A 26,531-nucleotide genomic window follows, 5' to 3' on the forward strand; every position below is an offset into this window, starting at 1 on the left:
GAATCCACATGCGCACCATCGTGGTCGCCACCGCACTGACCGTCGCCATCGCGTCCTCACCCGTCGCGACGGCGGAGCCGGCGACGCCCTACTTACCCGCCCCCACCGGCCGCCAGCCGGTGGGCACCACCTCGCTGTACCTGAAGGACACCTCCCGGCCGGACACCTGGGTGCCGTCGGTGCCCTACCGGGAGCTGATGGTCTCGCTCTTCTACCCGACCAGCTCGTCGCACGGGCCGAAGAGGCAGTACATGACGCCGCAGGAGTCCGTGGCGAACCTGGAGCGCCAGAACATCCCCGGCCTGGCGCTCGACGTCTTCTCGACGGTCCGGACGAACGCCGTCGTCGACGCGCGGCCGACCGGCGGACGCCACGACCTGCCGCTGGTCGTGCTGTCGCCCGGCTACACGCAGCCCCGCGCCACGCTCAGCATGTGGGCCGAGGACCTGGCGAGCCACGGCTACGTCGTCGCGGTCATCGACCACACCTACGAGAACCGCGCCACCACGTTCCCCGACGGGCATGTCACCAGCTGCGCGGCCTGCGACCTCGACGGCCCTGACCACCCCGAGTTCGACGCGAAGCTCGCGGCGGGCCGGGCGCTCGACACGTCGTTCGTGCTCGACGAGTTGGTCGGGCGGCACCCGGCGTGGCGGTACGCGAACCTGATCGACCCGTCGCGGATCGGCATGACCGGGCACTCGGCCGGTGGTTCGAGCACTATCCAGGCGATGCTGGCCGACCAGCGGATCAGGGCCGGGGCGAACGTCGACGGCAGCAACCACGTGCCGATCCCCGACTCGGGCCTCGCCAGGCCGTTCATGTTCATGGGTGAGACGGACGAGTACGTGCCCGGCCAGCCCGGTCCGTACGACGACTGGGAGACCGACTGGCAGCACCTGACCGGCTGGAAGCGCTGGCTGATGGTGACCGGCATGGTCCACCAGTCGTTCACCGACCTCGGTGTGCTCGCCGGCCAGCTGGGCGTCGACCTCGGCGGGACCATCGACCCGAACCGCGGGATGGACCTCACCAGGACCTACCTCAGGGCGTTCTTCGACCAGCACCTGCTCGGCAGGGCCCAGCCGCTGCTGGACCAGCCGTCAGCGCGGTACCCGGAGGTGTCGTTGGCCAGGACCTCGACTCCTTTCCTCCCGGCGCCGACCGGGGACAAGCCGGTGGGCAGCCTGCCGGTGTACCTGAAGGACACCTCGCGGCCGGACCCGTGGGTGCCGTCGGTGCCCTACCGGGAGCTGATGCTCTCGCTCTTCTACCCGGCGGCGTCGTCCCGAGGTGGGAAGGCGACGTACATGACGCCAGAGGAGTCGACGGCGCTGCTGACGGACAGCGGCATCGAGCCACTCGACCTGCTGAGCACGACACGGACGAACTCCGTTGCCTACGCCAGGCCTGCCGGGCACCACCTGCCCATGATCGTCCTGTCGCCTGGCTACACCAAGCCCCGCGCGACGCTCACCGCGCTGGCCGAGGACCTGGCCAGCCACGGCTACGTCGTGGCGCTGGTCGACCACACCTACGAGAACGCCGCCACGACCTTCCCCGACGGGCGGGTCGTCGGGTGCGCCTCGTGCGACCAGCCCCATGACCCCGCGTTCTGGCAGAAGCTGGAGCTGGGCCGGGCGGCGGACGTGTCGTTCGTGCTGGACGAGCTGACGCGTGGCAAGTGGGCGGGCCTCGTCGACCCGTCGCGGATCGGCATGGCCGGGCACTCGGTTGGCGGCGCGAGCACGATCCCGGCGATGGTCGGCGACGACCGGATCAGGGCCGGGATGAACATCGACGGCAGCACGGAGTTCGAGATCCCGTACCCCGGGCTGTCCAGGCCGTTCATGTTCGTGAGCCACGAGCGCGTGCCCGACGCGACGTGCGCGCCGGGGAACGAGTCGTGGGAGCGGGACTGGCCCCGGATGACCGGGTGGAAGCGCTGGGCCGAGGTGGCAGGCACGCAGCACGCGTCGTTCACCGACGTCGGGCTGTTCGCGGACGAGTGGGGTGTCGACATCGGCGCCACCACCGGCGGACTCCGCACGCTGGTCATCACGAGGGCCTACGTGAACGCCTTCTTCGACCAGCACCTGCGGGGCAGGCCGTCGGAGCTGCTGGACCAGCCGGGATATCCAGAGGTGGCCTTCTGCCACCGCCCCTGACTGAGCGGAGACCACCGGAGCTTACTGATCAGCGAGCGAAGCGACGCCTCGCAGCGCCGTGAGCAGGCCGCCGGCGTCTGGACTGACGAGCACGGAAGTCCCTGCGCGAGCGAAGCGAGCCCAGGGGCTTCCGCGCGCAGGAGGGAAGACGCCGGGTAAAGGCCCGCTCACCAGCGAGCGGAGCGAGCCAATTAGACACAGCCGCCGACGTCTGGACTGACGAGCACGGAAGTCCCTGCGCGAGCGAAGCGAGCCCAGGGGCTTCCGCGCGCAGGAGGGAAGACGCCGGGTGAAGGCCCGCTCACCAGCGAGCGGAGCGAGCCAATTAGACACAGCCGCCGGCGTCTGGACTGACGAGCACGGAGGTCCCTGCGCGAGGAACGAGCCCAGGGACCTCCGCGCGCAGGAGGGAAGACGCCGGACAAAGGCCTGCTCACCCGCGAGCGGAGCGAGCCAATGTCACAGCGCTTTGCCGACGATCAACGCCGAGCTGTCGGGTGCGGCGTCGACGCGGACCGTGTCGCCGTCGCCGATCTCGCCGGACAGCAGGGCCTTGGCGAGCTGGTCGCCGATGGCCGAGGACACCAGCCGCCGCAGCGGCCTGGCCCCGTACACCGGGTCGAACCCGTTCATCGCCAGCCATTCCCGCGCTGCCGGGCTCACGTCCAGCGTCAGCCTGCGCGCGGCGAGGCGGCGGCCCAGCGCGCCGATCTGGATGTCGACGATCTGGGTCAACTCCTCGGTCGCGAGCGAGTGGAACACCACCACGTCGTCGAGCCGGTTGAGGAACTCGGGCTTGAAGTGGCGCTGCACCACCGAGAGCACGGCGTCCTTGCGGCCGAGCTCGTCGAGGCTGACGTCGGTGATCGCCTGCGACCCCAGGTTCGAGGTCAGCACGAGGATCGTGTTGCGGAAGTCGACCGTGCGGCCCTGCCCGTCGGTCAGGCGGCCGTCGTCGAGGACCTGCAGGAGCACGTCGAACACGTCCGGGTGCGCCTTCTCGACCTCGTCGAGCAGCACCACGCTGTACGGGCGCCGCCGCACGGACTCGGTGAGCTGGCCGCCCTGGTCGTAGCCGACGTACCCCGGCGGGGCGCCGACCAGCCGCGCGACCGAGTGCTTCTCCGAGTACTCGGACATGTCGATGCGGATCATGGCCCGCTCGTCGTCGAACAGGAACTCGGCGAGTGCCTTGGCCAGCTCGGTCTTGCCGACGCCGGTGGGACCGAGGAACAGGAACGAGCCGGTCGGCCGGTCCGGGTCGGCGACTCCGGCGCGCGCCCTGCGCACCGCGTCGGACACCGCACGCACTGCCTCCGCCTGCCCGACGACCCGGTCGCCCAGCGCGTCCTCCATGCGCAGCAGCTTCGCGGTCTCGCCCTCGAGGAGCCTGCCCGCCGGGATGCCGGTCCACGCGGACACGACGTCGGCGACGTCGTCCGGGCCGACCTCCTCCTTGAGCATGGCCGTCTCCTCGGCCCGCTCGGCGTTCTTGGTCGCCGTCTCCAGGTCCTTCTCCAGGCTCGGCATCCGCCCGTACCGCAGCTCCGCGGCGCGGCCGAGGTCACCGTCGCGTTCGGCCCGGTCCGACTCGCCGCGCAGCTGCTCCAACTGCTCCTTGAGGTCGCGGACGTTCTCGATGGCGCCCTTCTCGTTCTGCCAGCGCGCGGTCAGCCCGGTGAGGGTCTCGCGCTTCTCGGCCAGCTCGGCCCGCAGGCTCGCGAGCCGCTGCTTGGAGGCCGGATCCTCCTCCTTCTCCAGCGCCATCTCCTCGATCTCGAGGCGCCGGACGGCCCGCTCGACCTCGTCGATCTCGACGGGACGGGAGTCGATCTCCATGCGCAGCCGGGACGCGGCCTCGTCGACGAGGTCGATGGCCTTGTCCGGCAGGAAGCGCGCGGTGATGTAGCGGTCGGACAGCGTGGCGGCCGAGACCAGCGCGGAGTCCGTGATCCGGACACCGTGGTGCACCTCGTAGCGCTCCTTGAGCCCGCGCAGGATCGCGACGGTGTCCTCGACGGTGGGCTCGCCGACCAGGACCTGCTGGAAGCGGCGCTCCAGGGCGGCGTCCTTCTCGATGTGCTGGCGATACTCGTCGAGGGTGGTCGCGCCGACCATGCGCAGCTCGCCTCGCGCCAGCATCGGCTTGATCATGTTGCCCGCGTCCATGGCGCCCTCGCCGGTCGCGCCTGCGCCCACGATCGTGTGCAGCTCGTCGATGAAGGTGATGACCTGGCCCGCGGACTCGGTGATCTCCTTGAGGACCGCCTTGAGGCGCTCCTCGAACTCGCCCCGGAACTTGGCGCCCGCCACCATGGCGCCGAGGTCGAGGGCGACCACGCGCTTGCCGAGCAGGGACTGCGGCACGTCGCCCGCCACGATCCGCTGGGCGAGCCCCTCGACGATCGCGGTCTTGCCGACGCCGGGCTCGCCGATGAGGACGGGGTTGTTCTTGGTGCGCCGGGACAGCACCTGCACGACGCGGCGGATCTCGGCGTCGCGGCCGATGACCGGGTCGAGCTCGCCCTTGCGGGCGCGCTCGGTGAGGTCGAGGCCGTACTTCTCGAGGGCCTTGTAGGTGGACTCGGGGTCCGGGCTCGAGACGCGCGCGGAGCCGCGGACCTTCGCGAAGGCCTCCCGCAGGGCCTCGGGGGTCGCGCCGTTCCGGTTCAGCAGGGTCGCCACCTGGCCACCCTGAGCGGCGAGGCCGACCAGGAGGTGCTCGGTGGAGACGTACTCGTCACCCATCTCGGTGGCGAGCTTCTGGGCGTGCGTGACCGAGCGCAGTGCCTCGCCGTCGAGCTGGGGCGCCGACACCGTCGACCCCGTCGCGGACGGCAGGGAGTTGGCCAGCTGGTCGAGCTCCTTGCGGACCAGGTTCGGGTCGGCCCCGACGGCTGACAGCAGGGGCGCGGTCAGGCCGTCGCCCTGCGCGAGCAGCGCGCCGAGCAGGTGCACCGGCTTCACATCCGGGTTGCCGGCCACGGTCGCCGCCTGTGCGGCCGACGAGATGGCCTGCTGTGTCTTGGTCGTCGGGTTGAACGCGTCCATGGGTCCCCTCACGTGCGTGGTCGTACTCCCTATGCACAACGTCAGAAAAGTTGAGTGTGTTCCGCTCAACCTCACTTCAGCACAAGGTCACGGTGGGTTGGTTCCACCTCACCCACATGTCCTAGCAGGGTTGTCCACAGCAGGTGCCCGGTTGTCCACAATCCCCAGGTGTCTATCCACAGGGCCGTGTGCAAGATGCTTTCCGAATGGGGTATCCCCGGTTCCGCTACCGCCACCCGGGTGAACGGCTCAGTGCTGACCAGCGATCTGGCGAGCACGTACGGAGAAGTAGTCCCCGCCCTTGCGCTTCGTGTCGTCGGTACCCCAGTCGCGCTCACGCGGAACGGGCCGCAGTCGCGGGATGTGCTTGCGGCAGTGGACGTAGGCCTCCTCCACGTGCACGACGACCCAACGCTCGGGGACGCGGCCTCGGTCGCCCGCGGCGGGCAGCCCGGGGTGCTCGCCGCGGAGCTGGGCGTCGTCGATGATGCTCGCGCGGCCGTTGACGTGCAGTCCGATGAGGTCGTGCACGAAATCGATCATCAGGATCGCGACGTGCGGGTTCTCGCTGATGTTGCCGAGGCTCGCGAGCACGCCGTTGCCCCGGTACTCCGGGTAGGCGACGCGCCTGGCGTCGATCACGTGCAGGAACCCGGGCGGGCCCGCGCGGAAGGTGGAGTCGCACTCGCCCCGGCCGTCCGCGGTGCCGACGAAGGCCATCTCCATGCGGCCCACGAACGCGGCCATCGCGGGGTTGAGGTGGTCGAGCACCTGGTCGCGGTAGAAGCGTTCGGCCCGGTCCCCGGTGCCGTAGGCCTGTTGCAGCAGGTGCTCACCCGCGCAGCCCGGAAGAGTGGTATTTGCTCCGACCGGGTGAAGCTCTATCGTCGGCTGGTCCACCAGTGGTGTCGTTGCTATGACAGCAGGCCGAGGCGCCGGTTCCGAGGGTGGCTCGGCGAACTCGAGGTCGTGAAGAGCCGCGTAGGCGACGCCGGTGGGGGTCACCAGATCAGGACGCACGGCGGACACGTTTTCATAACGGCGAGGTGAAGGCGAGACCCACCCCTCCCAACGGGCCAAACGTCCGAAGAAGACAACGTTCCGTAGTGGCGCCTCACACGAAAGTGTCAGGAGGAGGGACAACAGGGGAGTTTCCGTCTAGGGTCCGTGGTGTCGGGGATGGACGACGACCACGGTTACCGGGTGTCGAACCCCGTTACCGAGAGGGTGGACTGTGTCCCGACCATGACAGCCAACGCCGTTGTAAGCCCGATACCGAGCCATGACGGCTCCACCACGACCGAAGGCCCCGTCGCGACGATGGTGCGGCTCGTGCGTGAGAGCTTTGCCGTCGTGGAGCCACACTCCGACAAGGTCGCGGAGCTGTTCTACGCCACGTTGTTCAGCATCGCCCCTGCGGCACGCGAGTTGTTCCCCGTGAACATGGAGGTCCAGCGCTCTCGGTTGTTACGTGCGCTGGTCCACATCGTGCAGATGGTCGACAGGCCGGACGACCTGATGCCGTTCCTGTGGCAGCTGGGGCGCGACCACCGCAAGTTCGGCGTGGTCACCCAGCACTACGAGGCCGTGGGCATGGCACTCATCTCGGGTGTGAAGGCGTACGCGGGCAACGTCTGGACCAACGACGTCGAGCGCGCCTGGGCCGAGGCCTACACGATCATGGCCCGCGCGATGCTGGAGTCGTCCAACTCGGAGGACGGTCCGGCGTGGTGGAACGGCACGGTCGTGGAACGCCACCGCCTGACCCGCGACCTGGCGGTGGTGCGGGTGATGCCGGACTACCCGATCCCCTACCAGCCGGGCCAGTACCTGAGCGTCGAGGTACCGCAGCGACCACGCATGTGGCGGTACTTCACCCCGGCCACGGCGCCGAGGGAAGACGGCCTGCTGGAGTTCCACATCAGATCGGTCGAAGGCGGCTGGGTCTCGAGGGCGATGGTCGCCCACGGCGAGATAGGTGACGTCTGGCGCATAGGCCCGCCGATGGGCCGCCTGGCGGTGGACCGCGAGTCGGGCCGGGATGTGCTGATGGTCGCGGGCGGGACGGGCATCGCGCCGATGCGTTCGATCATCGACTACCTGTCCCAGTGGGGCGAGAACCCGCGGGTGCACGTGTTCTACGGGGGCAGGTACCGCCAGGACCTGTACGACCTGGAGAACCTGCGAGTGGTGGCGGCGAGCAACCCGTGGTTGCAGGTGGTGCCGGTGCTGGAGGCGGACTCCACGCCCCCGACCGCCGAACACGGCACCCTGGCCGACGTGGTGACCCGCTACGGCGCCTGGCCGAACCATGACGTGCTGGTGTCGGGCTCTCCGGGGATGGTCCGCTCGACGGTGTCGCGGATGCTGGTGACGGGCACGTCCCTGGACCGCATCATGTACGACCCGTTCACAGTGGACTAGTCCTCGTACTCGTCATCCCCGATGACCTGGGGCGCGGTCAACACGTCACTCCCGAACATCTCCTCGGCGTCGGACTCCATCAGCACCTTCCGCCGGTGCTCGGCGTCCTCGTCGTCCTTGCCGCGACCACCGGTGGGCCCGCCCATGGGCGCGAGCCCGCCGGACCGGGCTCCGGCAGCGGCCTGCGCGGCTCTCCGGGCGGCGGCCTCCTGCGCTGGAAGGGGTCCGACCCCGGCGCCGGGCCCACGCGACTCGCCGCCGAGTCCGCGGCCAGGTCCCCAGCCGCCAGCGGTCCCCCGAGGTCCGAACCCACCCGTGGGCGCGCCACCGACGAAGCCTGGTCCGCCGGACACGGGCGAGGGCTCGCCGGGTCGCGGATAGGTGACGCCTGGCAGCGGAGTCGGCCGGTAGTCGTTGGGTGTGGTCTGAGAGCCAGCGGGGCCGGTGGGTCCACTCGGGAACTCGCCGACGGGCAGCCGGCGAGGGCCGTCGACTCGACCGGTGTCCCCGGGTCGAGGAGGGTCTCCGGGGCCGTTCTGTCGAGGTTCCCCCGCGCCGGGAACGGGATCCCTGGACCTGATGACATCCGACGGCCCGTTCACGGAAACATCCCCACCGGACCGATCCGACGTGTGGTACTCCTGCGGCAGGTTCGTCTCGTTGTAGTGGCTCGCCCCGTCGTAGGCCCGGAAGACCGCGAGGTTGTTCTGCGCGTCGTCCTGGTAACGCGCAACGGCCTCGTCGTGATCGACATCGAACGGGAACTTCTCGTCCAGGGAAGGCTGAGGCGGATCCGAGATCGGACGGACACTGTTGACCGCCCTGTTGAACGAGTCGATCTGGCGGTAAAGAAGATCCTGGGCGTGTCCGAGCTTGTCCGCGTTCTCCAGTGCTCGTTCCGCCAGCGGCATCGCCGCACCGTACGCACCGGCACTGGCTTCACCGTGCCAACCGGTCCTGATGGTGTTGGCCAACGACCTGATCAGGTCGGCTCGCTCGGCTTCCTTCGACTGCTCACCACCGGTTTCGTCATGCTCGTTGCGCAGTGACCACGTGCCTTCGCCTTCGGTGAGCTGGCGGTAGATCTCGGCCGGGGTCAAAAAAGGAACGTACCCACCCTCATGCGCGGTCATTCGCCCCCCAGCATGGTCCGCATCATCATACTCGCGACCTGTGCCGTGACATCGCACGGATTCTTCTTGTCGATGTTGTCGTCGGACAGATCCACGCGAACACCGAACACGAGTTGATCCGACACGCCTACCGCCACTGTGCAGTCGTCTCGTGGTTCTTTCGTGTCGGGGTCGAAGGCAACCGCGGGGTGTCCTTCGATGTCACCGATCTGCTCGAAGTAGGCCCATGCCGAACCGCGCGCTTCCCGGTAGACGGAGCTCAGCCCACGTTCGTCTTCTGAGGAGAAGCGAATGTTGGCTGCCCCGTGAGTCTCCGTGTTCTCCCATGCACAGCCCTTGCCGACCGCGTCGTCGAGCGGCTCGCCGGTCGCCGGGATGTTCAAGGTTCGCGTTTGCTCAGCGGTAAGCGCCTCGCACGGGTTCTGTTCGAACCGCGAGACATCCAGCGGGTCCGCCACCTCCGGAGCGCCATCGGTCGGGAGATCACCGTCGGAACCGGTATCCCCACTGGTGGATGTCTTCACCGACGAGCCAGGAAAGGGCGACCCGGCACTGGTGGTCGTGCAGCCGCTCGCCACCGCGAGGGTGAGTGTGGCGACGACGAGAGCAAGTCGAAGTCGCATGGTCGGCTCCCTCGTCCCCCTGGCCGGCAGTGATCTGTCGGGCGCGCTCGGTAGTCGAGGATACGTGAAGGGCCCGCGCGGAGGCGGGCCCTTCAGTCGATCGGTTTACTTCTTGCGGGGTTTCCAGACCACCAGGGCTGTCTGGCGGGTTACCGGGACCAGTTCGTTCCGGTAGGAGCGGTGGATGGCTGCCGCGGCCTGTTCTGCTGCCGCGTGGACCGCTGCCAGTTCCTGGGTCAGTTCCGCCAGGTGTTCGCGTAGGGCGTCGACCTCGCGTTCCAGTTCGATTATCCGTTTCACGCCCGCGAGGTTCACGCCCTGTTCCTGTGACAGGCGTTGGACTTCGCGTAGAAGTGCGATGTCGCGCATCGAGTACCTGCGGCCGCCGCCGGACGTGCGGCCGGGGGAGACCAGGCCCATCCGGTCGTAGCCGCGCAGGGTCTGGGCGTGTAGGCCGGACAGCTCCGCCGCCACCGAGATCACGAAGACGGGGGTGTCCTCGTCGGCGCCGGGTGGAAACGGGAACCCCTTCATCAGTTCAACTCCGTTTCTCCAGCATCGCGGTCAGGTCCGGCCTCGGGTCCTCGCCGGTTGTCGCGTCGGCGTAGGCCTGCAGCGCGGCGCGCGCGGTGTCGTCCAGCTTGGGCGGGACCTGCACCTGAAGCGTCACCAGCAGGTCGCCCTCCTGACCGTCACGGCGGACGATTCCCTTGCCACGTACCCGAAGGACCCGTCCGCTGGCCGTGCCGGGTGCCACGCGCAGTGCCACCTTCGCGTCCAGGGTCGGCACCTCCAGTGTGGTGCCCAACGCCAGCTCGCTGAACGTCACGGGGACCTTCAGCGTCAGATCGTTGCCTGACCGGCCGAAGACCGCGTGCGGGGTCACGTGTACGCGCACGTACAGGTCGCCCGCGTGGGCGCCGCCGGTGCCGGGTTCTCCCTGGCCCGCCAGGCGGATCCGTTGGTCGTCGTCGACGCCCGCCGGGATCCGCACGGTCAGGGTGCGGGACTTCGTGCTCACGCCGTCGCCGCCGCACTCCGGGCACGGGTCGTCGACGATCCGGCCCGTCCCACGGCAGTCGCGGCACGGCTCGCTGAACGCGAACGCGCCCTGCGAGCGGCTGACCAGGCCCGCGCCCGCACACGTCGGACACGTGCGGGGCGTGGTGCCCGGCTTGGCACCCGAGCCGTGACACGTGTCGCACGTCGACGGGCTCGACAGGCGCAGCGGCACGGTCGCGCCCTTCACCGCCTCGACGAAGTCAATCCGGACCTCGGTCTCCACGTCGGCGCCCCTGCGCGGCCGAGTGGCCGAGGTCTGGCCCCCGCCGCGGCGGCCGAACAGGTTGCCCAGCAGGTCGCTGATGCCGCCGCCACCGGCCGCACCCGCGTTGGCCGCCTGCTGACCGCCGAACAGGTCGCTGAAGTCGAAGTTCCCGCCGGTGCCGCCGCCGCTGCCGAAGCCACCGAAGCCGCCCGGACGGAACCCGCCGGAGCCGAAGAGCCGGCGGGCCTCGTCGTACTGCTTGCGCTTCTCGGGGTCGCCGAGCACGCCGTAGGCCTCGGACACGGCCTTGAACCGTGCCTCGGCCGCCGCGTTGCCCGGGTTGGCGTCCGGGTGCAGCTCGCGTGCGAGCTTGCGGTACGCCTTCTTGATCTCTGGTTCGCCCGCGTCGGACGAGACGCCCAACTCGCGGTAGAAGTCCTTGTCGATCCAGTCCCTCGCACTCACCGGACGTCCCCTCCCCTCTGCTCAGTCCTTGTCGGCGGAAGTGCCGTCCGGGTTGTTGGGGTCGTACCACTCACTGCTGGGCATACCCTCTTCCGAAACCGAGACCGGAGCGGCGGGCTCGTGGTCCGTGACGGCGACGAGCGCGGCCCGCACGACCCGGTCGCCGAAGCGGTAACCGCGGCGGAGCACCGCGGTCACCGTCGGGCCTGCGACGTCCGGCGACGTGTCGTGCTGGACCGCCTCGTGCACGGACGGGTCGAACGCCTCGCCGTCGTGCCCGAACGACTCCAGCCCGACACGCTCCAGCGTCGCGACGAGCTTGTCGGCCACCGCCTTGAACGCACCGGTCAGGTCGCCGTGCTGCGAAGCGCGCTCGATGTCGTCGAGCACGGACAGCAGCTCGGTCGCGACAGACGCCTTCGCGCCGTTGACCACGGCCTCCCGGTCGCGGTCGATCCGCTTGCGGTAGTTGGCGTACTCCGCCTGCAGTCGCTGCAGGTCGGCGGTCCGCTCGTCCAGCTGTGCCTTCAGCTCTGCTTCCTGACTCGGGACGGCCTCCAGCACCTCGTCGTCGGGTGTGACGGCCAGCTCGGGCTCCGGCGCACCGAACCCCGCCTCCGGTGCGGTCTCAGCACGGACCTCACCGGTCTCCGGGTCGATGCGCCGCCGGTCACGCACCACGACTCGCGGCTCCTCTCCGTGATCGTCGGACTTGGACGAACTCACTTCTTGTCCTCGTCGACGATCTCGGCGTCCACGACGTCCTCGGCGCCCGGCGTCGCGTTGGCCTGCTGCTCGCCGCCGGCCTGTGCGCCTGCGCCTGCGTCCTGCGTCGCACCGGTCTGCGCGTAGATCGCGGAGCCCATCGCCTGCGACTCGGTCGCGAGCTTCTCCATCGCGGTCTTGATGGCCGGGATGTCGGTGCCCTTCAGCGACTCCTGCGCGTCCTTGATCGCGAGGTTGACCTTCTCCTTGATGTCGGCCGGGATCTTGTCGTCGTTCTCCTTGACGAACTTCTCCGTCTGGTAGACGAGCGTCTCGGCCTGGTTGCGGACCTCGGCCTCCTCGCGGCGCTGCTTGTCCTCCTCGGCGTGCGCCTCGGCGTCCTTGACCATGCGGTCGATGTCCTCCTTCGGCAGCGCGGAGCCGCCGGTGATGGTCATCGACTGTTCCTTGCCGGTGCCGAGGTCCTTCGCGCTGACGTGCACGATGCCGTTCGCGTCGATGTCGAAGGTGACCTCGATCTGCGGCACGCCACGCGGTGCCGGCGGGATGCCGGTGAGGTCGAAGGTGCCCAGCTTCTTGTTGTGCACCGCGATCTCGCGCTCACCCTGGAAGACCTGGATGCCGACCGTGGTCTGGCCGTCGTCCGCGGTGGAGAAGATCTCCGACCGCTTGGTCGGGATGGTCGTGTTGCGCTCGATGAGCTTGGTGAACACGCCGCCCTTGGTCTCGATACCCAGCGACAGCGGGGTGACGTCCAGCAGCAGGACGTCCTTGACCTCGCCCTTGAGCACACCGGCCTGCAGCGCCGCGCCGATGGCGACGACCTCGTCCGGGTTCACGCCCTTGTTCGGCTCCTGGCCGCCCGTCAGCTCCTTGACCAGGTCGGTCACGGCAGGCATGCGGGTCGAGCCACCCACGAGCACCACGTGGTCGATGTCGCCGACCTTGATGCTGGCGTCCTTGATCACGTTGTTGAACGGCGCGCGGGTGCGGTCGAGCAGGTCGCTGGTGATCCGCTGGAACTCGGCACGGGACAGCGTCTCGTCGAGGAACAGCGGGTTCTTGTCCGAGTCGACCGTGATGTAGGGCAGGTTGATGTTCGCGCTGTTCGAGCTGGACAGCTCGATCTTCGCCTTCTCCGCTGCCTCACGGATGCGCTGGAGCGCCATCTTGTCCTTGGTGAGGTCGATACCCGAGGACTGCTTGAACTTGTCGACCAGCCAGTCGACGATCCGCTGGTCCCAGTCGTCGCCACCGAGGTGGTTGTCACCGGAGGTCGCACGGACCTCGACCACGCCCTCGCCGATCTCCAGCAGCGACACGTCGAACGTGCCACCACCGAGGTCGAACACGAGGATGGTCTGCTCCTTCTCGCCCTTGTCCAGGCCGTAGGCGAGCGCCGCCGCGGTCGGCTCGTTCACGATCCGCAGCACGTTCAGGCCCGCGATCTGCCCGGCTTCCTTGGTGGCCTGCCGCTGTGCGTCCTCGAAGTACGCCGGGACGGTGATGACCGCGTCCGTGATGGGCTCGCCCAGGTAGGCCTCGGCGTCCCGCTTCAGCTTCATCAGCACACGGGCGCTGATCTCCTGCGGGCTGTACTTCTTGCCGTCGATCTCCGTGGTCCAGTCGGTGCCCATGTGCCGCTTGACCGAACGGACCGTACGGTCCACGTTCGTGACGGCCTGGTTCTTCGCCGGCTGGCCCGTCAGCACCTCGCCGTTCTTGGCGAAGGCGACGATGGACGGGGTCGTCCGCGAACCCTCGGAGTTGGCGATCACCGTCGGCTCACCGCCCTCGAGGACAGCGACGACGGAGTTGGTCGTCCCCAGGTCGATTCCGACCGCTCGCGCCATTTGGTTTCCTCCTGCTTTCTGCTCCTGTGTGAGTTGAGTGGCTCCCACTCAAGTCTGCCTCCGGGGTGGATCACCCGTCAAACCAGACTTGAGCCCCTGACACTCAACCTTCCTGATCCTCCCAACGAGCGGGGGGCACCACGTGTTCCCTAGACCGGCTTCAAACTGACAGTGCCGCTGTCGGCGCTGAGGCTGATCTTGGGCCCGACATCGCCGTCGCCCAGGTCGTTGGTGATGTTTTCGCCTTCGTCGGTCTGGATGTCGACCTGGTACTCGGCGTCCGGCACGGTCACGTCGATGTTGCCGCTCTCCGTGTTCGCGGTCACGTCGGCGGCGTCCGTGAGCCCGATCTCAACGTTGCCGGACTCTGCCTTCGCGACGACCGCGCCCCCGATCCCGGACAGCGTGACGTTGCCGGACTGGGCGGAGGCGTTCACCTCACCGGCCACGTCCCGGATCGTCACGTCCCCCGACTCGGCCTCGACGTTGGCACTGGCGACACCCGTCAACTCGATGTTCCCGGAGTCGAGGTGCCCGCTGACCTTGGCGCCCTTGGGCACGGTCACGTCGTAGCTCACGGAGCAGCCGGGATCGGCGCACGCCTCGAGCACAAGCGCGTCGCCGTCCAACCGGTAGGTCTTGCCCGGCATGTCGTTCCGGTAGCCGACGGTGCGCCGGACCTCGAACGAGTCGCCCACCCTGATCTTGACGTCACCGGAGTCGTTGGCGAACCGCACCTCGCTCACGGCCCTGCCGAACGACTCCTGGTCGGTGAACTGGTTGCGCGCTCCCCAGTCGCACGCAGTCAACAACAGACCCCCGGACAGGATCGTGATCCCGGCCACCACGTGCTTGATCCCCATTGCTCCGCCTCCGCTCAGCTTTCCTGTGCGGTACCGAAGCTATGAGGACCGGACCTGCCGAGACATCCGGGACGCCCCCGAGTCGACCCTGGGGCCACCCCCACCCCCACGTCCCACTGAATGGGAAAGTATTCCCAACATTCAGGAGCGGGGGGCTACGGTGCAGGTATGCGTCGCTGGTTCATCCTCGCCACCGGGCTGACCGCGCAGGCCACCACGTCGAGCTTCCTCTACGGACTCCCGTTCCTGATCCCCGCACTCCAGACGGACCACGGCCTGACCCTCACCAAGGCGAGCCTGCTGATCTCGGCGCCGCTGCTCGGCCTCCTCGGCGCGCTCATCGCGTGGGGCGCGGCGGCGGACCGCTTCGGCGAGCGGAACGTGATGGCGATCGGCCTGGCGCTGACCGGCGTGCTGGTGCTGGTGAGCCTCGCCCTACCGGGATTCGTGCTGTTCGGCGTCGGGCTGCTGCTGGCAGGCGCCTGCTCGGCGTCGGTGAACGCGGCGAGTGGCCGGGTGGTGCTGGGTTGGTTCAGCGCCCGCGAACGCGGCCTCGCGATGGGCATCCGGCAGACCGCCCAGCCCCTGGGTGTCGGCATCGCCGCGGCGACACTGCCGCCCATCGCCGCCCACTTCGGCTTCGCGACGGCGGTGGCGCTGCCTGCCGTGCTGTGCCTGCTGTCCGCGGTGCTGGTGTGGTTCGTGGTGGTGGACCCGCCACGGCCGGAACGAACGGTGTCGGCGGCGGCGTCCCCGTACACCGGCCCGGTGGGCTGGACGCTGGTCCGCCTGCACACGGCGAGCGCGATGCTGGTCGTGCCCCAGTTCGTGTCGGCGACGTTCGCGGTGACGTACCTGGTGTCGTCGCGGGGCTGGACCCCGGTGGCGGCAGGTCAGCTGGTGGCCGTGGTCCAGCTGGCGGGTGCGGCGGGCCGCATCCTGGCGGGCGTGTGGTCGGACCGGGTGGCGAGCCGCATGCGCCCGATGCGGCTCATCGCGGTGTTCGCCCTGGTCACGATGGTCCTGTGGGCCGTTGGCGACGCGCTGGACTCGTGGCTCGCGGTGGCAGCGCTGGTGGCGACCCTGGTCGTCTCGGTGACCGACAACGGCCTGGCCTTCACCGCGACGGCCGAGCTGGCGGGGCCGTTCTGGGCAGGCCGGGCACTCGGCGTGCAGAACACGGGCCAGAACGTGACCGCCATGGTCGCCGCGCCACTGTTCAGCACGCTGATCATGGCGTTCGGCTACCCGGTGGCGCTGCTGGTGGCGGCCGTGTTCCCCGCGGCGGGCACGGTCCTCACCCCGGTGGCGGGCGAGTCAGCGGCGCGTGTCGACGCGGTGGAAGTTGAGGTACGCCCGTGACGGGGTGGGGCCGCGCTGGCCCTGGTACCTCGAACCGGCCTCACGCGATCCGTAGGGATGCTCGGCCGCGCTGGTGAGCCGGAAGAGGCACAGCTGGCCGATCTTCATGCCGGGCCAGAGCGTGATCGGCAGGTTCGCGACGTTGGACAGCTCCAGGGTGATGTGGCCCTGGAAGCCGGGGTCGATGAAACCGGCGGTCGAGTGGGTGAGCAGGCCCAGGCGTCCGAGCGAGGACTTCCCCTCCAGGCGGCCGGCGAGGTCGTCGGGGAGTTCGACGCCTTCGAAGGTGGACCCGAGGACGAACTCGCCCGGGTGCAGGACGAAGGGCTCGTCGTCGGCGGTCTCGACCAGGGTCGTCAGGTCGTCCTGCTGCTGGCGGGGGTCGATGTGCGTGTACTTGGTGTTGTTGAACACCCGGAAGAACCGGTCCAGTCGGATGTCGATACTGGACGGCTGGATCATCACCTCGTCAAGGGGATCGACCTTGAGCCGGCCGGAGGCCAGCTCTTTGCGCAGATCGCCATCGCTCAACAACACCCGCCCACCCTAGCGAGAGCGCGCCATGTAAGCTCGGTCCCACTCTGCGGATGTAGTTCAATGGTAGAACATCAGCTTCCCAAGCTGAGAACGCGGGTTCGATTCCCGTCATCCGCTCCACGCACAAACCCCCAGGTCACAGCTTGTCGACTGTGGACCTGGGGGTTCGTCGTTTCTAGATCAAATACCCCTGTCGTGCTGTCTACGTGCTGTTGGCCGGTCGGCCCGAGCGCTCTAGGCGGACCAGAGCCATCGTCGTCTGACGTGGGCTTCTGTGGCTCGACACACCCCCGGTGCTGATCGATCCGCACGGACAGCCGGTCAGCGATGGCCTGATCCGCCTCGTTGCTGGCATGTTGGTAGATGAGCGCGGCCCGCATGTCGTCGTGCCCCATCCGCGTCATCGGGTCCCACGTCGACGTGCCCGCCTGCGCCCACGTGTAGCCCCCGTGACGCAGGTCATGGAAGTGCAGCCCCTTGAGCCCCATCTTCGTGACCGTGGCCGTCCACTTCACCCACTGGTTGAAGTTCGGCCGCCGGAGTGCCCCGCCGTTCTCCCCTGAGTGTAGGTCTCCTGGTGCCAAAGGATTCGTCGAGTCGACCGATGAGTGCGTATCTCTCGCGCGTCCAATAAAGATTCATCTGTCGCCGCACGGTAACAAAGTCGCTAATTATACTTCGACATCATAGCCGTCTGCTAATCCCGCTTTAGATCGATGGGCTCTTGGAAGTCCCATCCCACATTGAGCGGCTTACCGGGGCGAACTCTAGCTGCGGCCGCACTAGCTCCCTCTTGAATATAAGGAAAAACGGCCGGCAGTACGTTATCTTCAACAAATTCATCCACTTCATCTTCAGTTGCATCCACGCCGACAGAATCTCTCGAAAACCTGGCCACATGCGTCTGAAGTACACTCAATTTGTTGTCGTATATCTGTGTGATTATTCGGAAAAGAATGTCGTCATCTTCGGTACGAACCTGGAAATCCATTCGGAAAGGCTCGCCTGTTTCGTGTTCCACAGGTTCGACCGTGGCTTGATAATAGGTACACCGAACGTATTTCGGACTGACCGCCGCTCTAGGCACCTGCAATCACCGGTTCTTGGAGGATCTGCACACTCGCGGCAACATGAACTTTGACCGTGTTCCATCCGGTCGCCAAGGAGGTGCCCACAGCCGCCCTATGATGCGATACCGCCGTTTTGGACATCCTGTGAATTCGGCGAGGCAGCTTGATTGCTGCTTCTAGGTCGGCATCCTCCACGACATGCTCCACGTTTGCTCCCACCGCTAGCGCATAGCGTCGCAGTGTCGAGAGCCGCGGGTCGCCTGACATCGACTCGATGTCGGACACTACGCTCTGTGATCGACCCATTAGCTTGCCGAGATCTGCCTGACTTAGCCCCTTACGCTTACGGACCTCAATCAGCTGACGTATCCAGCCGTAATCAGCTGCGGTCAGAGCGCGCGCAAGGAGCTGCTTGGGGTCTGGATCGGTGATCCCCATGGCAGCATCGAACTCGTCCATCGCCGCTCGTCCCTTCGATATCGGCTATTACCGATACTAGCCAGGGTTGGTCTCAGCCCACCAGTTGTACCGGGTCACAGCTTCGTCTATGTCGTCGTTCTGCAGGTCAAGAGTAGTTTTTTCGCTGAACGGCAAGCCGAGCATGATCCGCTTGAGCCTCAGCCGGAGAGGCTCGCAGTAATACATGCGCCACTGCTTGCACTCGATCCTCCAGCGGAGCTCGTGGATCCCACTGGCTCTGGCCATGTCGGTCTTGACGTCGTCCGGTGGAGTCAACACCCCTAGTTCCGCAGCCTCAGCTTCGCGCGGACGGCCTCGATGAAGTCGGCTTTCGCCAGAGGCCCCTCTTCGACCTCGATCCGCGCAGCGGCCTGGTGGACCTCGCTCAGCGGGAGGTTGACGCCGTCCCGCCGGTAGAACTGCCAAGTTCCACCGCTGTCGAACGCGAACGACAAGCGCCACTCCACTACCTGACCTCCTAGACCGCTACAGAGCGTATCCAGCTCGGCTTCGCCACTGTTGCGACCCCCGGCGCCTGCGATGAGCCTTTGACCTGGAGGTACTCATCCTCGGGTGTGAAGAAGGAGATCATGGTGGAACCGTGGATGAGGGGTAGGTATAACCGAAAGTGTTGCCTTGGGTCTCATGTCGTGCGCCCCACAGGGGGTGCCTTGTTACGCGTCCCTGTCGGGGTTCAGGCGATGGTTGACGGCTTGGCTTCACCTAATACTCGACGTTGGAGCCGGACGACTTAGAGGCCTGGGCTCGTCTGTGGGTGACTTCTTGGGCGGTGGTTCGGGGACGGTCACCAGCAGTCTGTGTTGTGGACGTGGCTCAGCCGATGCCGCCCGGATGCGTGCTCACCTGGCGGACAAGCCCGTCTGCCGCCCATGTTGTGTCGCCCGCACGCAGCACGTGGACACTTCGCCGCCGACGCCGACACCATGGCTCGGGTTGAGTGGATCTTCACCCGTTTTTCCCCTTCGCTCCTCCATTCGGCCCCTGTCCGCGCGTGATCTTTTTGGTTGCATGGGGCGTACACGACTGGGGAGGGTTTGTGGGATCAGTACGTTCCAATGGCTTTCGTCCTGTTGGGGTGGATGGCGGTTACGCCGCGTTCCCGAGCGTCTGCCGGTCCGCCGGTGGGCAGCTGCGGCTCGTGTGGCGACAGGGCTCGGACCACGTCAACGCCCGGGACGGGCGCATCCACACCACCACGTCCACCGACAACGGGCGCACGTGGAGCACGGCAACCGTCGCGGTCACCGACGTCGCCGGAGTGGACCTTCGGGACCCCTGCATCTCGACCGCGGGCGGTACCACCTGGCTGACCTACTTCAAGGGCACGTCGTCCCTCGCCGCCGCTGGTTGTTTCCTGCGCATCTCCACCAACGACGGGGCCACCTGGGGCAGCGAGATCCGGATCGACAGCCTCCCCTACGCCGCCATCAGCGCACCTGTCGTCCAGGTCGGCGCGAACCTCCTCGCCACCTTCTACGGCAAGGCCTCCGGCGACACCTTCGACTCCAGCTGGCTCGCCACCTCCACCAACGGCGGCACCACCTGGACCACCACCCGCGTCGCCAACGGACAGGCCGACGGGCGGCACTACCAGGAGCCGTGGCTCGTCGCCCGCGGTACCGAGGTCTGGATGTTCTTCCGCTACGGCACCCAGTCCGCCATCGGGTCGTCGGTATCCACCAACAGCGGTACCAGCTGGTCCGCGCCTGCCCAGCTCTTCGACGACGCCTCCGGCCGACCGGCCGCGGCCTGGCTGAGCACCGGCACCATGGCCGTCGTCGCGCGGCGGATCTCCGACAAGCAGGCCATCGTGCGTAGTCGCAACTCCGCCACGGCCCAGACCGCCTGGCTGCCGCCCCGGCCGACGATGGTCCAGCCGTCCTCCGGCCCCATCGGCATGATGTACGCGCATCCGCTGGAGGTTCCCGGCGGCGTCATCTGTCCGCTCGGCATCGAGACGAGCACCAGCGTGTCCCGCATCCACGTCGGGTGGCTGGCCGACGACGGTGGCGTCTCGCCGCTCGGCGACCTCATCCCCGACGACCGGACCGCCGCCGCGACCAACGTCGACCAGCTGTTGTTCGCCGAGGGGTTCTCCCAGGCCAACGGGCCACTGCGGGCGCCGTGGGTGGTCGGTGCCGGCGGCATCCAGGCCAGCAACGGGTACGCCGTCTCGACCGCCGTCGACAACGTGCCCGATCTTGCCTGGGTCGACCTCGCCAACTCCGACACCGAGATCGAGGCCGACTTCTGGTACACCGGGCAGGCCGGGTTCGGCATCATCGCCCGAGTCGCCGGCGCGAACACCTACCTGCTCCTCACGCTGGAGACCGGCGGCACGGCCCTGCGCCTCTACCAGGTCGTCTCGGGGTCGACGTCTCTGCTGACGGCGGCCACCAACACCACGGCGCGCGCCTCGGCCTGGGCGCGGCTGCGGATGTTCGTGCGGGGCAACACCATCCAGTGTTATCTGAACGGGTGGCCCCTGCTCGGCTGGGAACTGAGTGCGGCCGACGCGATCCCGTTCGCCGGGCAGACCAGGCACGGCATCAAGCTGAACCCGGCAAGCCCCGGCGTGCACCAGTGCCGTCGGTTCGTCGCGTGGAGCTAGGGCTCCATCCGTTCTCGTATCGCGGGTAGCGCGTACTCCCGGACCATCATCAGTACCTCACGCGCCAGCGCCTGGAAAGGGCGCCCCACCTCGAGCTCCCACCACAGCTCACCGATGGGGAAGCCGCCGACCTCGACCACGTCGCCGATCGGGGCCTGCCAGCCCATCCACTGCGCCTTGGCGGCCTCGCTAGCCGGGTAGTAGGGCCGCACCCGCAGCTGCTCCGCCCACTCGTCGCGGGACATGACACCGATGTGCAGCGTGAACCGGACGGCACGCGCCGTGAACGACCGCGACTGCTCCACCGCGATCTCACCCCAGTGCCGTGGCCCCTCGATCCGGAACCGGCGGCCGACGCCGAAGAAGCCGAGCGCACGAAGGCCCGGGGCCAGGTTGGTGTCGACCATGAACCTGAACCAGTCTTGGGAATTGCGCTCGATCTCTGATTCCACAGTGCCACCTACAGTAGCGCTGTAACCCCGTGGAGTGCTAAGGGTTCGCCATCCAGAGTGGATGTTCCTCTACCGCGTCACGCGGTGGTGATGACGTCGTCCCTGTCCAGAGCAGTGCCAGCACTGGAGGACGGGATGCCACCCAGCACGAAGTCACACACGACGAACGGCGCCGCCGTCGGTGTCGCTCTCATCGACGGTGTCCCGCTCGTCCGTGAAGGTCTCTCCGCGCTCGTGCACCGCTCGCCGGGGCTGCGCTGGGTGGGCGCGGCGGAGAACCCGTCCGTCGGGATACGGCTGTGCGAACGCATGCGGCCCGACGTGGTCGTCATCGACGCCGTACTCGACCCCCGCGGGCAGCTCGGCAGGCACCTGGCCGGCGAGTTCCGCGTCATCCTCATGGTCGACGAGGCGCACCTGACGCCCCAGTACGTCGCCAACGCGGTCAGCGGCGGCATACACGGGCTCATCCGCCGCAACGCCCAGCCCGCACAGCTCATGCAGGCGATCCACACGGTGCACACCGAGGGCCGCTACCTGGACCCCGTGCTGACGGAGAGCCTCACCGCGCCCCTGACCAGGCCACGCCGGTCGAACGGCACCCACCAGCCGCTGTCGCAGCGTGAGCACGAGGTACTGCGGCTGATCGCCGACGGCCTGGAGAACCAGGCCATCGCGAACCTCCTGTTCGTGTCCGTCGAGACGGTCCGCACGCACGTGAAGAGCATCCTGCGCAAGCTCGCGTCCCGGGACCGCACGCACGCGGTCGCCGTCGCGTTCCGGTCCGGTGTCCTGACCGTCGACGAGGGTGCCGTACCGAGGTGAACGCTGGACGTGAGGCGATCCACACGTGCTCTGACCTGCGCGGAGACACCTTCTCGACCGTCGTCCTTGCCCGGCTCTACTCGCAAGTAATATCCTTATGTTACCGATGGGTAGCATTTGCGCGGAAAGCCGCGATACCAGGGGAGCCAGGAGATGGGCCACTACAAGAGCAACGTCCGCGACCTCGAGTTCAACCTGTTCGAGGTGTTCAACGTCCAGGAGCGGCTCGGTAAGGGCGTTCTCGCCGAGTCGGACGAGGACACCGCCCGCGGCGTGCTCGCCGAGCTGAACCGGCTCGCGACCGGTCCACTGGCGGACTCCTTCGTGGACGCGGACCGCAACCCGCCGACCTACGACCCGAAGACGTTCTCCGCGACGCTGCCCGAGTCGTTCAAGAAGGCCTACCACCTGATGTGGGACGGCGACTGGTGGCGGATCGGCCTGCGGGACGACCTCGGCGGTCTCGGCCTGCCGCCGACCGTCCAGTGGTCGGCCGCGGAGCTGATGCTCGGCGCCAACCCGCCGCTGTTCATGTACATGTCCGGCCCGAACATGTCCCAGGTCCTCTTCCGCAACGGCAACGACGAGCAGAAGCACTGGGCCCAGCTCATGATCGACCGCGGCTGGGGCGCCACGATGGTGCTGACCGAACCCGACGCCGGCTCCGACGTCGGCGCGGGCCGCACGAAGGCCGTCCAGCAGGAGGACGGCTCCTGGCACCTCGACGGCGTGAAGCGGTTCATCACCTCGGGTGAGCACGACCTGACCGAGAACATCATCCACCTGGTGCTGGCGCGTCCCGAGGGCGGCGGCCCCGGCACCAAGGGGCTGTCGATGTTCGTCGTCCCGAAGTTCCACTTCGACGGCGAGACCGGCGAACTCGGCGAGCGCAACGGCGCCTTCGTGACCAACATCGAGCACAAGATGGGCATCAAGGCGTCCACGACGTGCGAGCTGTCGCTCGGCCAGCACGGCACGCCCGCCAAGGGCTGGCTGGTCGGCGACGTGCACGACGGCATCGCGCAGATGTTCCAGGTCATCGAGTACGCCAGGATGATGGTCGGCACGAAGGCCATCGCGACGCTCTCGACGGGCTACCTCAACGCCCTGGAGTACGCGAAGGAGCGCGTCCAGGGCGCCGACCTGACGCAGATGCTGGACAAGACGGCCCCGCGCGTGACGATCACCTCGCACCCGGACGTGCGCCGCAGCCTGATGATGCAGAAGGCGTACGCCGAGGGCCTGCGCGCCGTGTACCTGTACACAGCGACGTTCCAGGACCAGATCTGGACCGGCGAGGGTGACGCGGAGTCGCTGAAGCTGGCGGAGCGGGTGAACGACCTGCTCCTGCCGATCGTCAAGGGCGTCGGCTCGGAGCGGGCCTACGAGCAGCTGGCCCAGTCGCTGCAGACCCTGGGTGGCTCCGGCTTCCTTCAGGACTACCCGATCGAGCAGTACATCCGCGACTCGAAGATCGACTCGCTGTACGAGGGCACGACGGCCATCCAGTCGATGGACTTCTTCTTCCGCAAGATCGTCCGCGACAAGGGCCGGGCTCTCACCCACGTGGCGGGCGAGATCACGAAGTTCATCGACGCGGAGGGCGGCAACGGACGCCTGAAGGAGGCCCGTCTGCTGCTGAAGCAGGCCCTGGAGGACGTGCAGGGCATGCTCGGCGCGCTGATCGGCTACCTGACTGCGTCGCAGAACGACCCGTCGAGTGTCTACAAGGTGGGTCAGCACACCGTCCGCCTGCTGATGTCGGTCGGCGACCTGATGATCGGCTGGCTGCTCCAGCGCCAGGCGGAGATCGCGATCGCCCGGCTCGACGAGGGTGTGACCGGCAGGGACAAGGCGTTCTACGAGGGCAAGATCGCCGTGGCGACTTTCTTCGCCCGCAACGTGCTGCCGGAGCTGTCGGCGGGCCGCAAGATCGTCGAGGCAGCGGACAACGCCCTCATGGACCTGGATGAATCGGCCTTCTGAGTGAAAATCGCCCATATGGCCGCGGCTCTCGGGCCGCGGCCATCAACGGGTAAAAATCCGATCACTCTCAAGGTGTAGCAAGCCTCGAGGGGTGGTACTGCTGGACCACCAAGCTGTTTCGTCTGAGGAGCGGTTATGTGGTCAGCCAGTGCAATCATCGGCCTGCTTATCGCGGGCATCGTCCTAGGAATTCTGGGGCGTCTCTTCGCCCCAGGTGAACAGAAGATCCCGTTCTGGTTGACCATCGTCGCCGGCATCGTCGGCGCCCTGGTCGGCAACCTGATCGCAGGCTGGGTGGGAGTCAAGGACACCCCCGGCATCGACTGGTGGCGACACATCTTCCAGATCATCGCCGCCATCATCGCCGTGACGATCGCCGCGGCTCTCTACCGGCCGAGCCGGGCGCGCGTGTAAGCCCCAACGCACAGGAAGACCGCCACACCCTCGGGGTGTGGCGGTCTTCCTGTGCGTTCGACAGGCGATCCGTCAGCCACCGGGTGGCGGCGTCCCGCACACGATCTTCGGCTGCGGGTTGTACTTCACCGTCCGGGTCTTGCGGGAGACCTCTCGGCCACTCCCGACCTCCCGGATGATCCGGGTGTCGCTGGTGGTGAACCCCGGTGCGCCGTTGCCCGCGTGACAGTTCTCGGCGGGCCCCTGCTTGGTCTGCGGCTCGGTCTGGTTCGTCCGTCCGCCGGGAACCGACTCGACCTCGAAGTGCTTCGTCCCCCACAGCTTCACCGTGATCGAGGAGGACGTCCAGATGGTCTGGATCGCCACCCCGGTGTCGGAGTCGTTGGTGAACTTCAGGTCGATGACGCTGCTGCCGTCGGGGTTCTGGAACACGGTCGCCTCACGTGCGGCCGGGTACCGGCTGATGTAGTAGCTGTGCTCCTTGTGCCCGGCGTCCTTCATGGCCGAGAAGTACGCCGCGTTGTACAGGGTCGTGGCGAACTGCGAGATCCCGCCGCCGACCTCACGCCCGGGTGCGCCGTCCTTGATGGCACCGGCCTCGACGTAGCCCTGGGCGCGGGTCCGCGGCCCGGTGTAGCCGTTGAGGCTGAAGGTCTCGCCCGGCGCCACGATCGCCCCGTTCACCTTGGCCGCGACCGTCTTGATGTTCACCCCGGAGTCCTGGGCGAAGCCACCGGTCGAGAACTCGCCGATGACCTCCTTGATCCCCAGCTTGTTCGCCGCGTCGGTGGTCACCTTGGCGGGCTTGGGCGCGTACTCGGCCTTGACCTCCCGCCCCTCCGGCTTCCTGAGCGTGTCCATCAGCGGGGTCAGCGTCTTGGCCCAGTCGACACCCTTGCCGTCGACGGACGGTTCGACCTTGGGCGCGCCACCCGAGAAGACGATCTGCGCGTCCTTGCCCTCGACCTCGGTCGACGACAGCTGCGGGCCCAGCGCCCCCACCAGCTTGTTCTGGTCCAGCGTCGCGGACAGACCACCACCGTCGGCCGGCTGGAACACCAGCGCGCCGGCGATCGCCTCGGGCTCGAGCGTGGCGTCCTTGCCCTCGCCGTGGATGACGACCGGCCCGGCCACCGCGGGCTTGGCGATGTCGTCGACGGCCTTGCGCACCCCGTCGGCGGTCGTCCTGACCTTCGTGACCGCCACCGGCAGCTTGATGCGCTGCCCGGACGCCCACCCGTCGACCACCGCCTTCTCCGCGCCCGGCACGTCGAGCTTCTGGCCGGGCTTCGGGTCCACGGCGACGGGGTTGACACCCTCGAACCGGATCCCACCCTCGGCGGGCTCCCGGTCGGTCTTCGCCCGGAGCCCCTCGATCGCGGTGTCCAGCTTCTTGTCGTCCTTCGTGCTGACCACGCCGACCTCGCGCGAGCTGAACAGCGAGGTCAACCGGGTGATCGGGTTGAGCGGCTGGTCGCCAGCCTGCGCGACCGTGGCCGCCCAGTCGATCGCGAGCCCGGCGTCGGCAGGCCTGACCTCGACGTCGACGTCGCCGGCCACGAGCTTGACGGGCTGCCCGAGCCGAGGCTCCAGCTCGTCGCGGAGGATGCGCTCCGCGTCCCCGTGCGACTCGCCGCCGACCTCGACACCGGCCACGGTGACACCACGCGGCACCTCGCCGCTGCTCAGGAAGACGTCAACGCCGTAGATGACGGCGAGCACGCCGATGACCCCGGCCGCGACCAGGCCGATCCTGCGCAAACGCTTGCTCTTGTCCTTGGCGGTCGACTCGTCGCCCACCGGCTCCGCGGGGATCCGGACGGTCGGTTCGTCCCCGGGGGTGCGCGTGATCGGGGTGAGCACGTCCGTCTGCTCGGCGTGCGACTCCGGCCATCTGTGCTCCACGACTCGCCTTCCCCTAGAGGTATAACCCTGTGCCGTGCTCGATCCGCTCGCTGGCGATGGCGTGCAGGTCGCGCTCGCGTATCACCAGGTAAGTTCGTCCCTGGACCTCGACTTCCAGCTGGTCCTCGGGGTTGAACAGCACCCGGTCGGCGACCTTGACGTTGCGCACGTTGGTGCCGACCCCGAGGACGTCCCCCCACGCGAGGCGCCTGGCCATCTGCGCGGTAGCCGGGATGACGATGCCACCGGTGCTTCGCCGTTCCCCTTCCTCGGGAGAGAGCTGCACGAGCACTCTGTCGTGCAGCATCTGGATCTC

General features: G+C 67.9%; 24 protein-coding genes and 1 tRNA gene. 8 read left to right on the forward strand and 17 right to left on the reverse strand.

Annotation, left to right across the window (positions count from 1 at the left end):
• Positions 1-8: 8 nt before the first annotated feature.
• Complete coding sequence (locus CLV71_RS18010) at positions 9-2,168, forward strand: alpha/beta hydrolase family protein (protein WP_133903964.1); 2,160 nt, start codon at positions 9-11, stop codon at positions 2,166-2,168.
• Positions 2,169-2,627: 459 nt separating this feature from the next.
• Here CLV71_RS18010 and clpB read toward each other — a convergent pair whose 3' ends face one another.
• Both clpB and CLV71_RS18020 read right to left on the reverse strand, forming a co-directional pair.
• Entirely contained in the window at positions 2,628-5,219 is a 2,592-nt protein-coding gene (gene clpB / locus CLV71_RS18015; RefSeq protein WP_133904318.1) for an ATP-dependent chaperone ClpB, read from the reverse strand.
• 249 nt (positions 5,220-5,468) lie between these two features.
• Entirely contained in the window at positions 5,469-6,239 is a 771-nt protein-coding gene (locus CLV71_RS18020) for a pyridoxamine 5'-phosphate oxidase family protein (protein ID WP_133903965.1), read from the reverse strand.
• Positions 6,240-6,539: 300 nt separating this feature from the next.
• On the opposite strand from CLV71_RS18020, the gene CLV71_RS18025 reads away from it, so the two are divergent.
• Complete coding sequence (locus CLV71_RS18025; protein ID WP_133904319.1) at positions 6,540-7,643, forward strand: FAD-binding oxidoreductase; 1,104 nt, start codon at positions 6,540-6,542, stop codon at positions 7,641-7,643.
• On the opposite strand, the gene CLV71_RS18030 is transcribed toward CLV71_RS18025, so the two are convergent.
• From CLV71_RS18030 to CLV71_RS18060, 7 genes are all read right to left on the reverse strand, one after another.
• On the reverse strand, positions 7,640-8,743 hold the full coding sequence (locus tag CLV71_RS18030; protein ID WP_133903966.1) for a hypothetical protein: 1,104 nt from the start codon (positions 8,741-8,743) through the stop codon (positions 7,640-7,642). The genes CLV71_RS18025 and CLV71_RS18030 overlap by 4 nt on opposite strands.
• 29 nt (positions 8,744-8,772) lie before the next feature.
• On the reverse strand, positions 8,773-9,399 hold the full coding sequence (locus CLV71_RS18035; protein WP_133903967.1) for a DUF3558 domain-containing protein: 627 nt from the start codon (positions 9,397-9,399) through the stop codon (positions 8,773-8,775).
• Positions 9,400-9,504: 105 nt separating this feature from the next.
• Complete coding sequence (locus CLV71_RS18040) at positions 9,505-9,933, reverse strand: heat shock protein transcriptional repressor HspR (RefSeq protein WP_133903968.1); 429 nt, start codon at positions 9,931-9,933, stop codon at positions 9,505-9,507.
• Between the two features lie 4 nt (positions 9,934-9,937).
• Positions 9,938-11,131, reverse strand: a complete 1,194-nt coding sequence (gene dnaJ, locus CLV71_RS18045) for a molecular chaperone DnaJ (RefSeq protein WP_133903969.1) — start codon at positions 11,129-11,131, stop codon at positions 9,938-9,940.
• Between the two features lie 21 nt (positions 11,132-11,152).
• A complete protein-coding gene (gene grpE / locus CLV71_RS18050; RefSeq protein WP_133903970.1) occupies positions 11,153-11,857 on the reverse strand; it encodes a nucleotide exchange factor GrpE in 705 nt (234 codons plus the stop codon).
• Positions 11,854-13,710, reverse strand: a complete 1,857-nt coding sequence (gene dnaK / locus CLV71_RS18055; RefSeq protein WP_133903971.1) for a molecular chaperone DnaK — start codon at positions 13,708-13,710, stop codon at positions 11,854-11,856. The genes grpE and dnaK overlap by 4 nt, the downstream gene beginning before the upstream one ends.
• A 149-nt stretch (positions 13,711-13,859) precedes the next feature.
• On the reverse strand, positions 13,860-14,573 hold the full coding sequence (locus tag CLV71_RS18060) for a DUF4097 family beta strand repeat-containing protein (RefSeq protein WP_133903972.1): 714 nt from the start codon (positions 14,571-14,573) through the stop codon (positions 13,860-13,862).
• A 168-nt stretch (positions 14,574-14,741) separates the two neighbouring features.
• Here CLV71_RS18060 and CLV71_RS18065 point away from each other — a divergent pair, with 168 nt between their 5' ends.
• A complete protein-coding gene (locus CLV71_RS18065; protein ID WP_243866547.1) occupies positions 14,742-15,935 on the forward strand; it encodes an MFS transporter in 1,194 nt (397 codons plus the stop codon).
• Here CLV71_RS18065 and dcd read toward each other — a convergent pair.
• Positions 15,891-16,472 carry a dCTP deaminase gene (gene dcd, locus CLV71_RS18070; RefSeq protein WP_133903974.1) on the reverse strand — a complete coding sequence of 194 codons (582 nt, stop codon included), beginning with the start codon at positions 16,470-16,472 and terminating at the stop codon, positions 15,891-15,893. The two genes, CLV71_RS18065 and dcd, sit on opposite strands and share 45 nt — an antisense overlap.
• Before the next feature lie 46 nt (positions 16,473-16,518).
• Here dcd and CLV71_RS18075 point away from each other — a divergent pair.
• A tRNA-Gly gene (locus CLV71_RS18075) sits at positions 16,519-16,592 on the forward strand.
• Positions 16,593-17,169: 577 nt separating this feature from the next.
• Here the strand turns inward: CLV71_RS18075 and CLV71_RS18085 are convergent.
• The 4 genes from CLV71_RS18085 to CLV71_RS47715 all read right to left on the reverse strand — a co-directional run bounded on the left by CLV71_RS18085 (position 17,170) and on the right by CLV71_RS47715 (position 18,456).
• Positions 17,170-17,463, reverse strand: coding sequence for a hypothetical protein (locus CLV71_RS18085; protein WP_133903975.1), 294 nt, complete (start codon positions 17,461-17,463; stop codon positions 17,170-17,172).
• A gap of 88 nt (positions 17,464-17,551) precedes the next feature.
• Entirely contained in the window at positions 17,552-18,001 is a 450-nt protein-coding gene (locus tag CLV71_RS18090; RefSeq protein ID WP_133903976.1) for a helix-turn-helix transcriptional regulator, read from the reverse strand.
• 36 nt (positions 18,002-18,037) lie between these two features.
• On the reverse strand, positions 18,038-18,280 hold the full coding sequence (locus CLV71_RS18095) for a hypothetical protein (protein WP_133903977.1): 243 nt from the start codon (positions 18,278-18,280) through the stop codon (positions 18,038-18,040).
• Between the two features lie 2 nt (positions 18,281-18,282).
• The gene (locus tag CLV71_RS47715) at positions 18,283-18,456 is read right to left on the reverse strand and encodes a hypothetical protein (protein WP_166664149.1); all 174 of its coding nucleotides are present in this window, start codon (positions 18,454-18,456) and stop codon (positions 18,283-18,285) included.
• A gap of 641 nt (positions 18,457-19,097) precedes the next feature.
• On the opposite strand from CLV71_RS47715, the gene CLV71_RS18100 reads away from it, so the two are divergent.
• Positions 19,098-20,633, forward strand: a complete 1,536-nt coding sequence (locus CLV71_RS18100; RefSeq protein WP_166664150.1) for an exo-alpha-sialidase — start codon at positions 19,098-19,100, stop codon at positions 20,631-20,633.
• On the opposite strand, the gene CLV71_RS18105 is transcribed toward CLV71_RS18100, so the two are convergent.
• A complete protein-coding gene (locus CLV71_RS18105) occupies positions 20,630-21,040 on the reverse strand; it encodes a DUF4304 domain-containing protein (RefSeq protein WP_133903979.1) in 411 nt (136 codons plus the stop codon). The genes CLV71_RS18100 and CLV71_RS18105 overlap by 4 nt on opposite strands.
• Before the next feature lie 180 nt (positions 21,041-21,220).
• On the opposite strand from CLV71_RS18105, the gene CLV71_RS18110 reads away from it, so the two are divergent.
• The 3 genes from CLV71_RS18110 to CLV71_RS18120 all read left to right on the forward strand — a co-directional run bounded on the left by CLV71_RS18110 (position 21,221) and on the right by CLV71_RS18120 (position 24,310).
• The gene (locus CLV71_RS18110) at positions 21,221-21,910 is read left to right on the forward strand and encodes a LuxR C-terminal-related transcriptional regulator (RefSeq protein WP_133903980.1); all 690 of its coding nucleotides are present in this window, start codon (positions 21,221-21,223) and stop codon (positions 21,908-21,910) included.
• Positions 21,911-22,063: 153 nt separating this feature from the next.
• Positions 22,064-23,896, forward strand: coding sequence for an acyl-CoA dehydrogenase (locus CLV71_RS18115; protein ID WP_133903981.1), 1,833 nt, complete (start codon positions 22,064-22,066; stop codon positions 23,894-23,896).
• A gap of 135 nt (positions 23,897-24,031) precedes the next feature.
• Complete coding sequence (locus CLV71_RS18120) at positions 24,032-24,310, forward strand: GlsB/YeaQ/YmgE family stress response membrane protein (protein ID WP_133903982.1); 279 nt, start codon at positions 24,032-24,034, stop codon at positions 24,308-24,310.
• A 72-nt stretch (positions 24,311-24,382) separates the two neighbouring features.
• On the opposite strand, the gene CLV71_RS18125 is transcribed toward CLV71_RS18120, so the two are convergent.
• Together CLV71_RS18125 and CLV71_RS18130 are read right to left on the reverse strand one after the other, a co-directional pair.
• Positions 24,383-26,215, reverse strand: a complete 1,833-nt coding sequence (locus CLV71_RS18125; protein WP_133903983.1) for a VanW family protein — start codon at positions 26,213-26,215, stop codon at positions 24,383-24,385.
• A gap of 13 nt (positions 26,216-26,228) precedes the next feature.
• Positions 26,229-26,522, reverse strand: a complete 294-nt coding sequence (locus CLV71_RS18130; protein ID WP_243866591.1) for a GroES family chaperonin — start codon at positions 26,520-26,522, stop codon at positions 26,229-26,231.
• Between the last annotated feature and the right edge of the window lie 9 nt (positions 26,523-26,531).

The organism is Actinophytocola oryzae (genome assembly GCF_004364325.1).
Taxonomy (GTDB): domain Bacteria; phylum Actinomycetota; class Actinomycetes; order Mycobacteriales; family Pseudonocardiaceae; genus Actinophytocola; species Actinophytocola oryzae.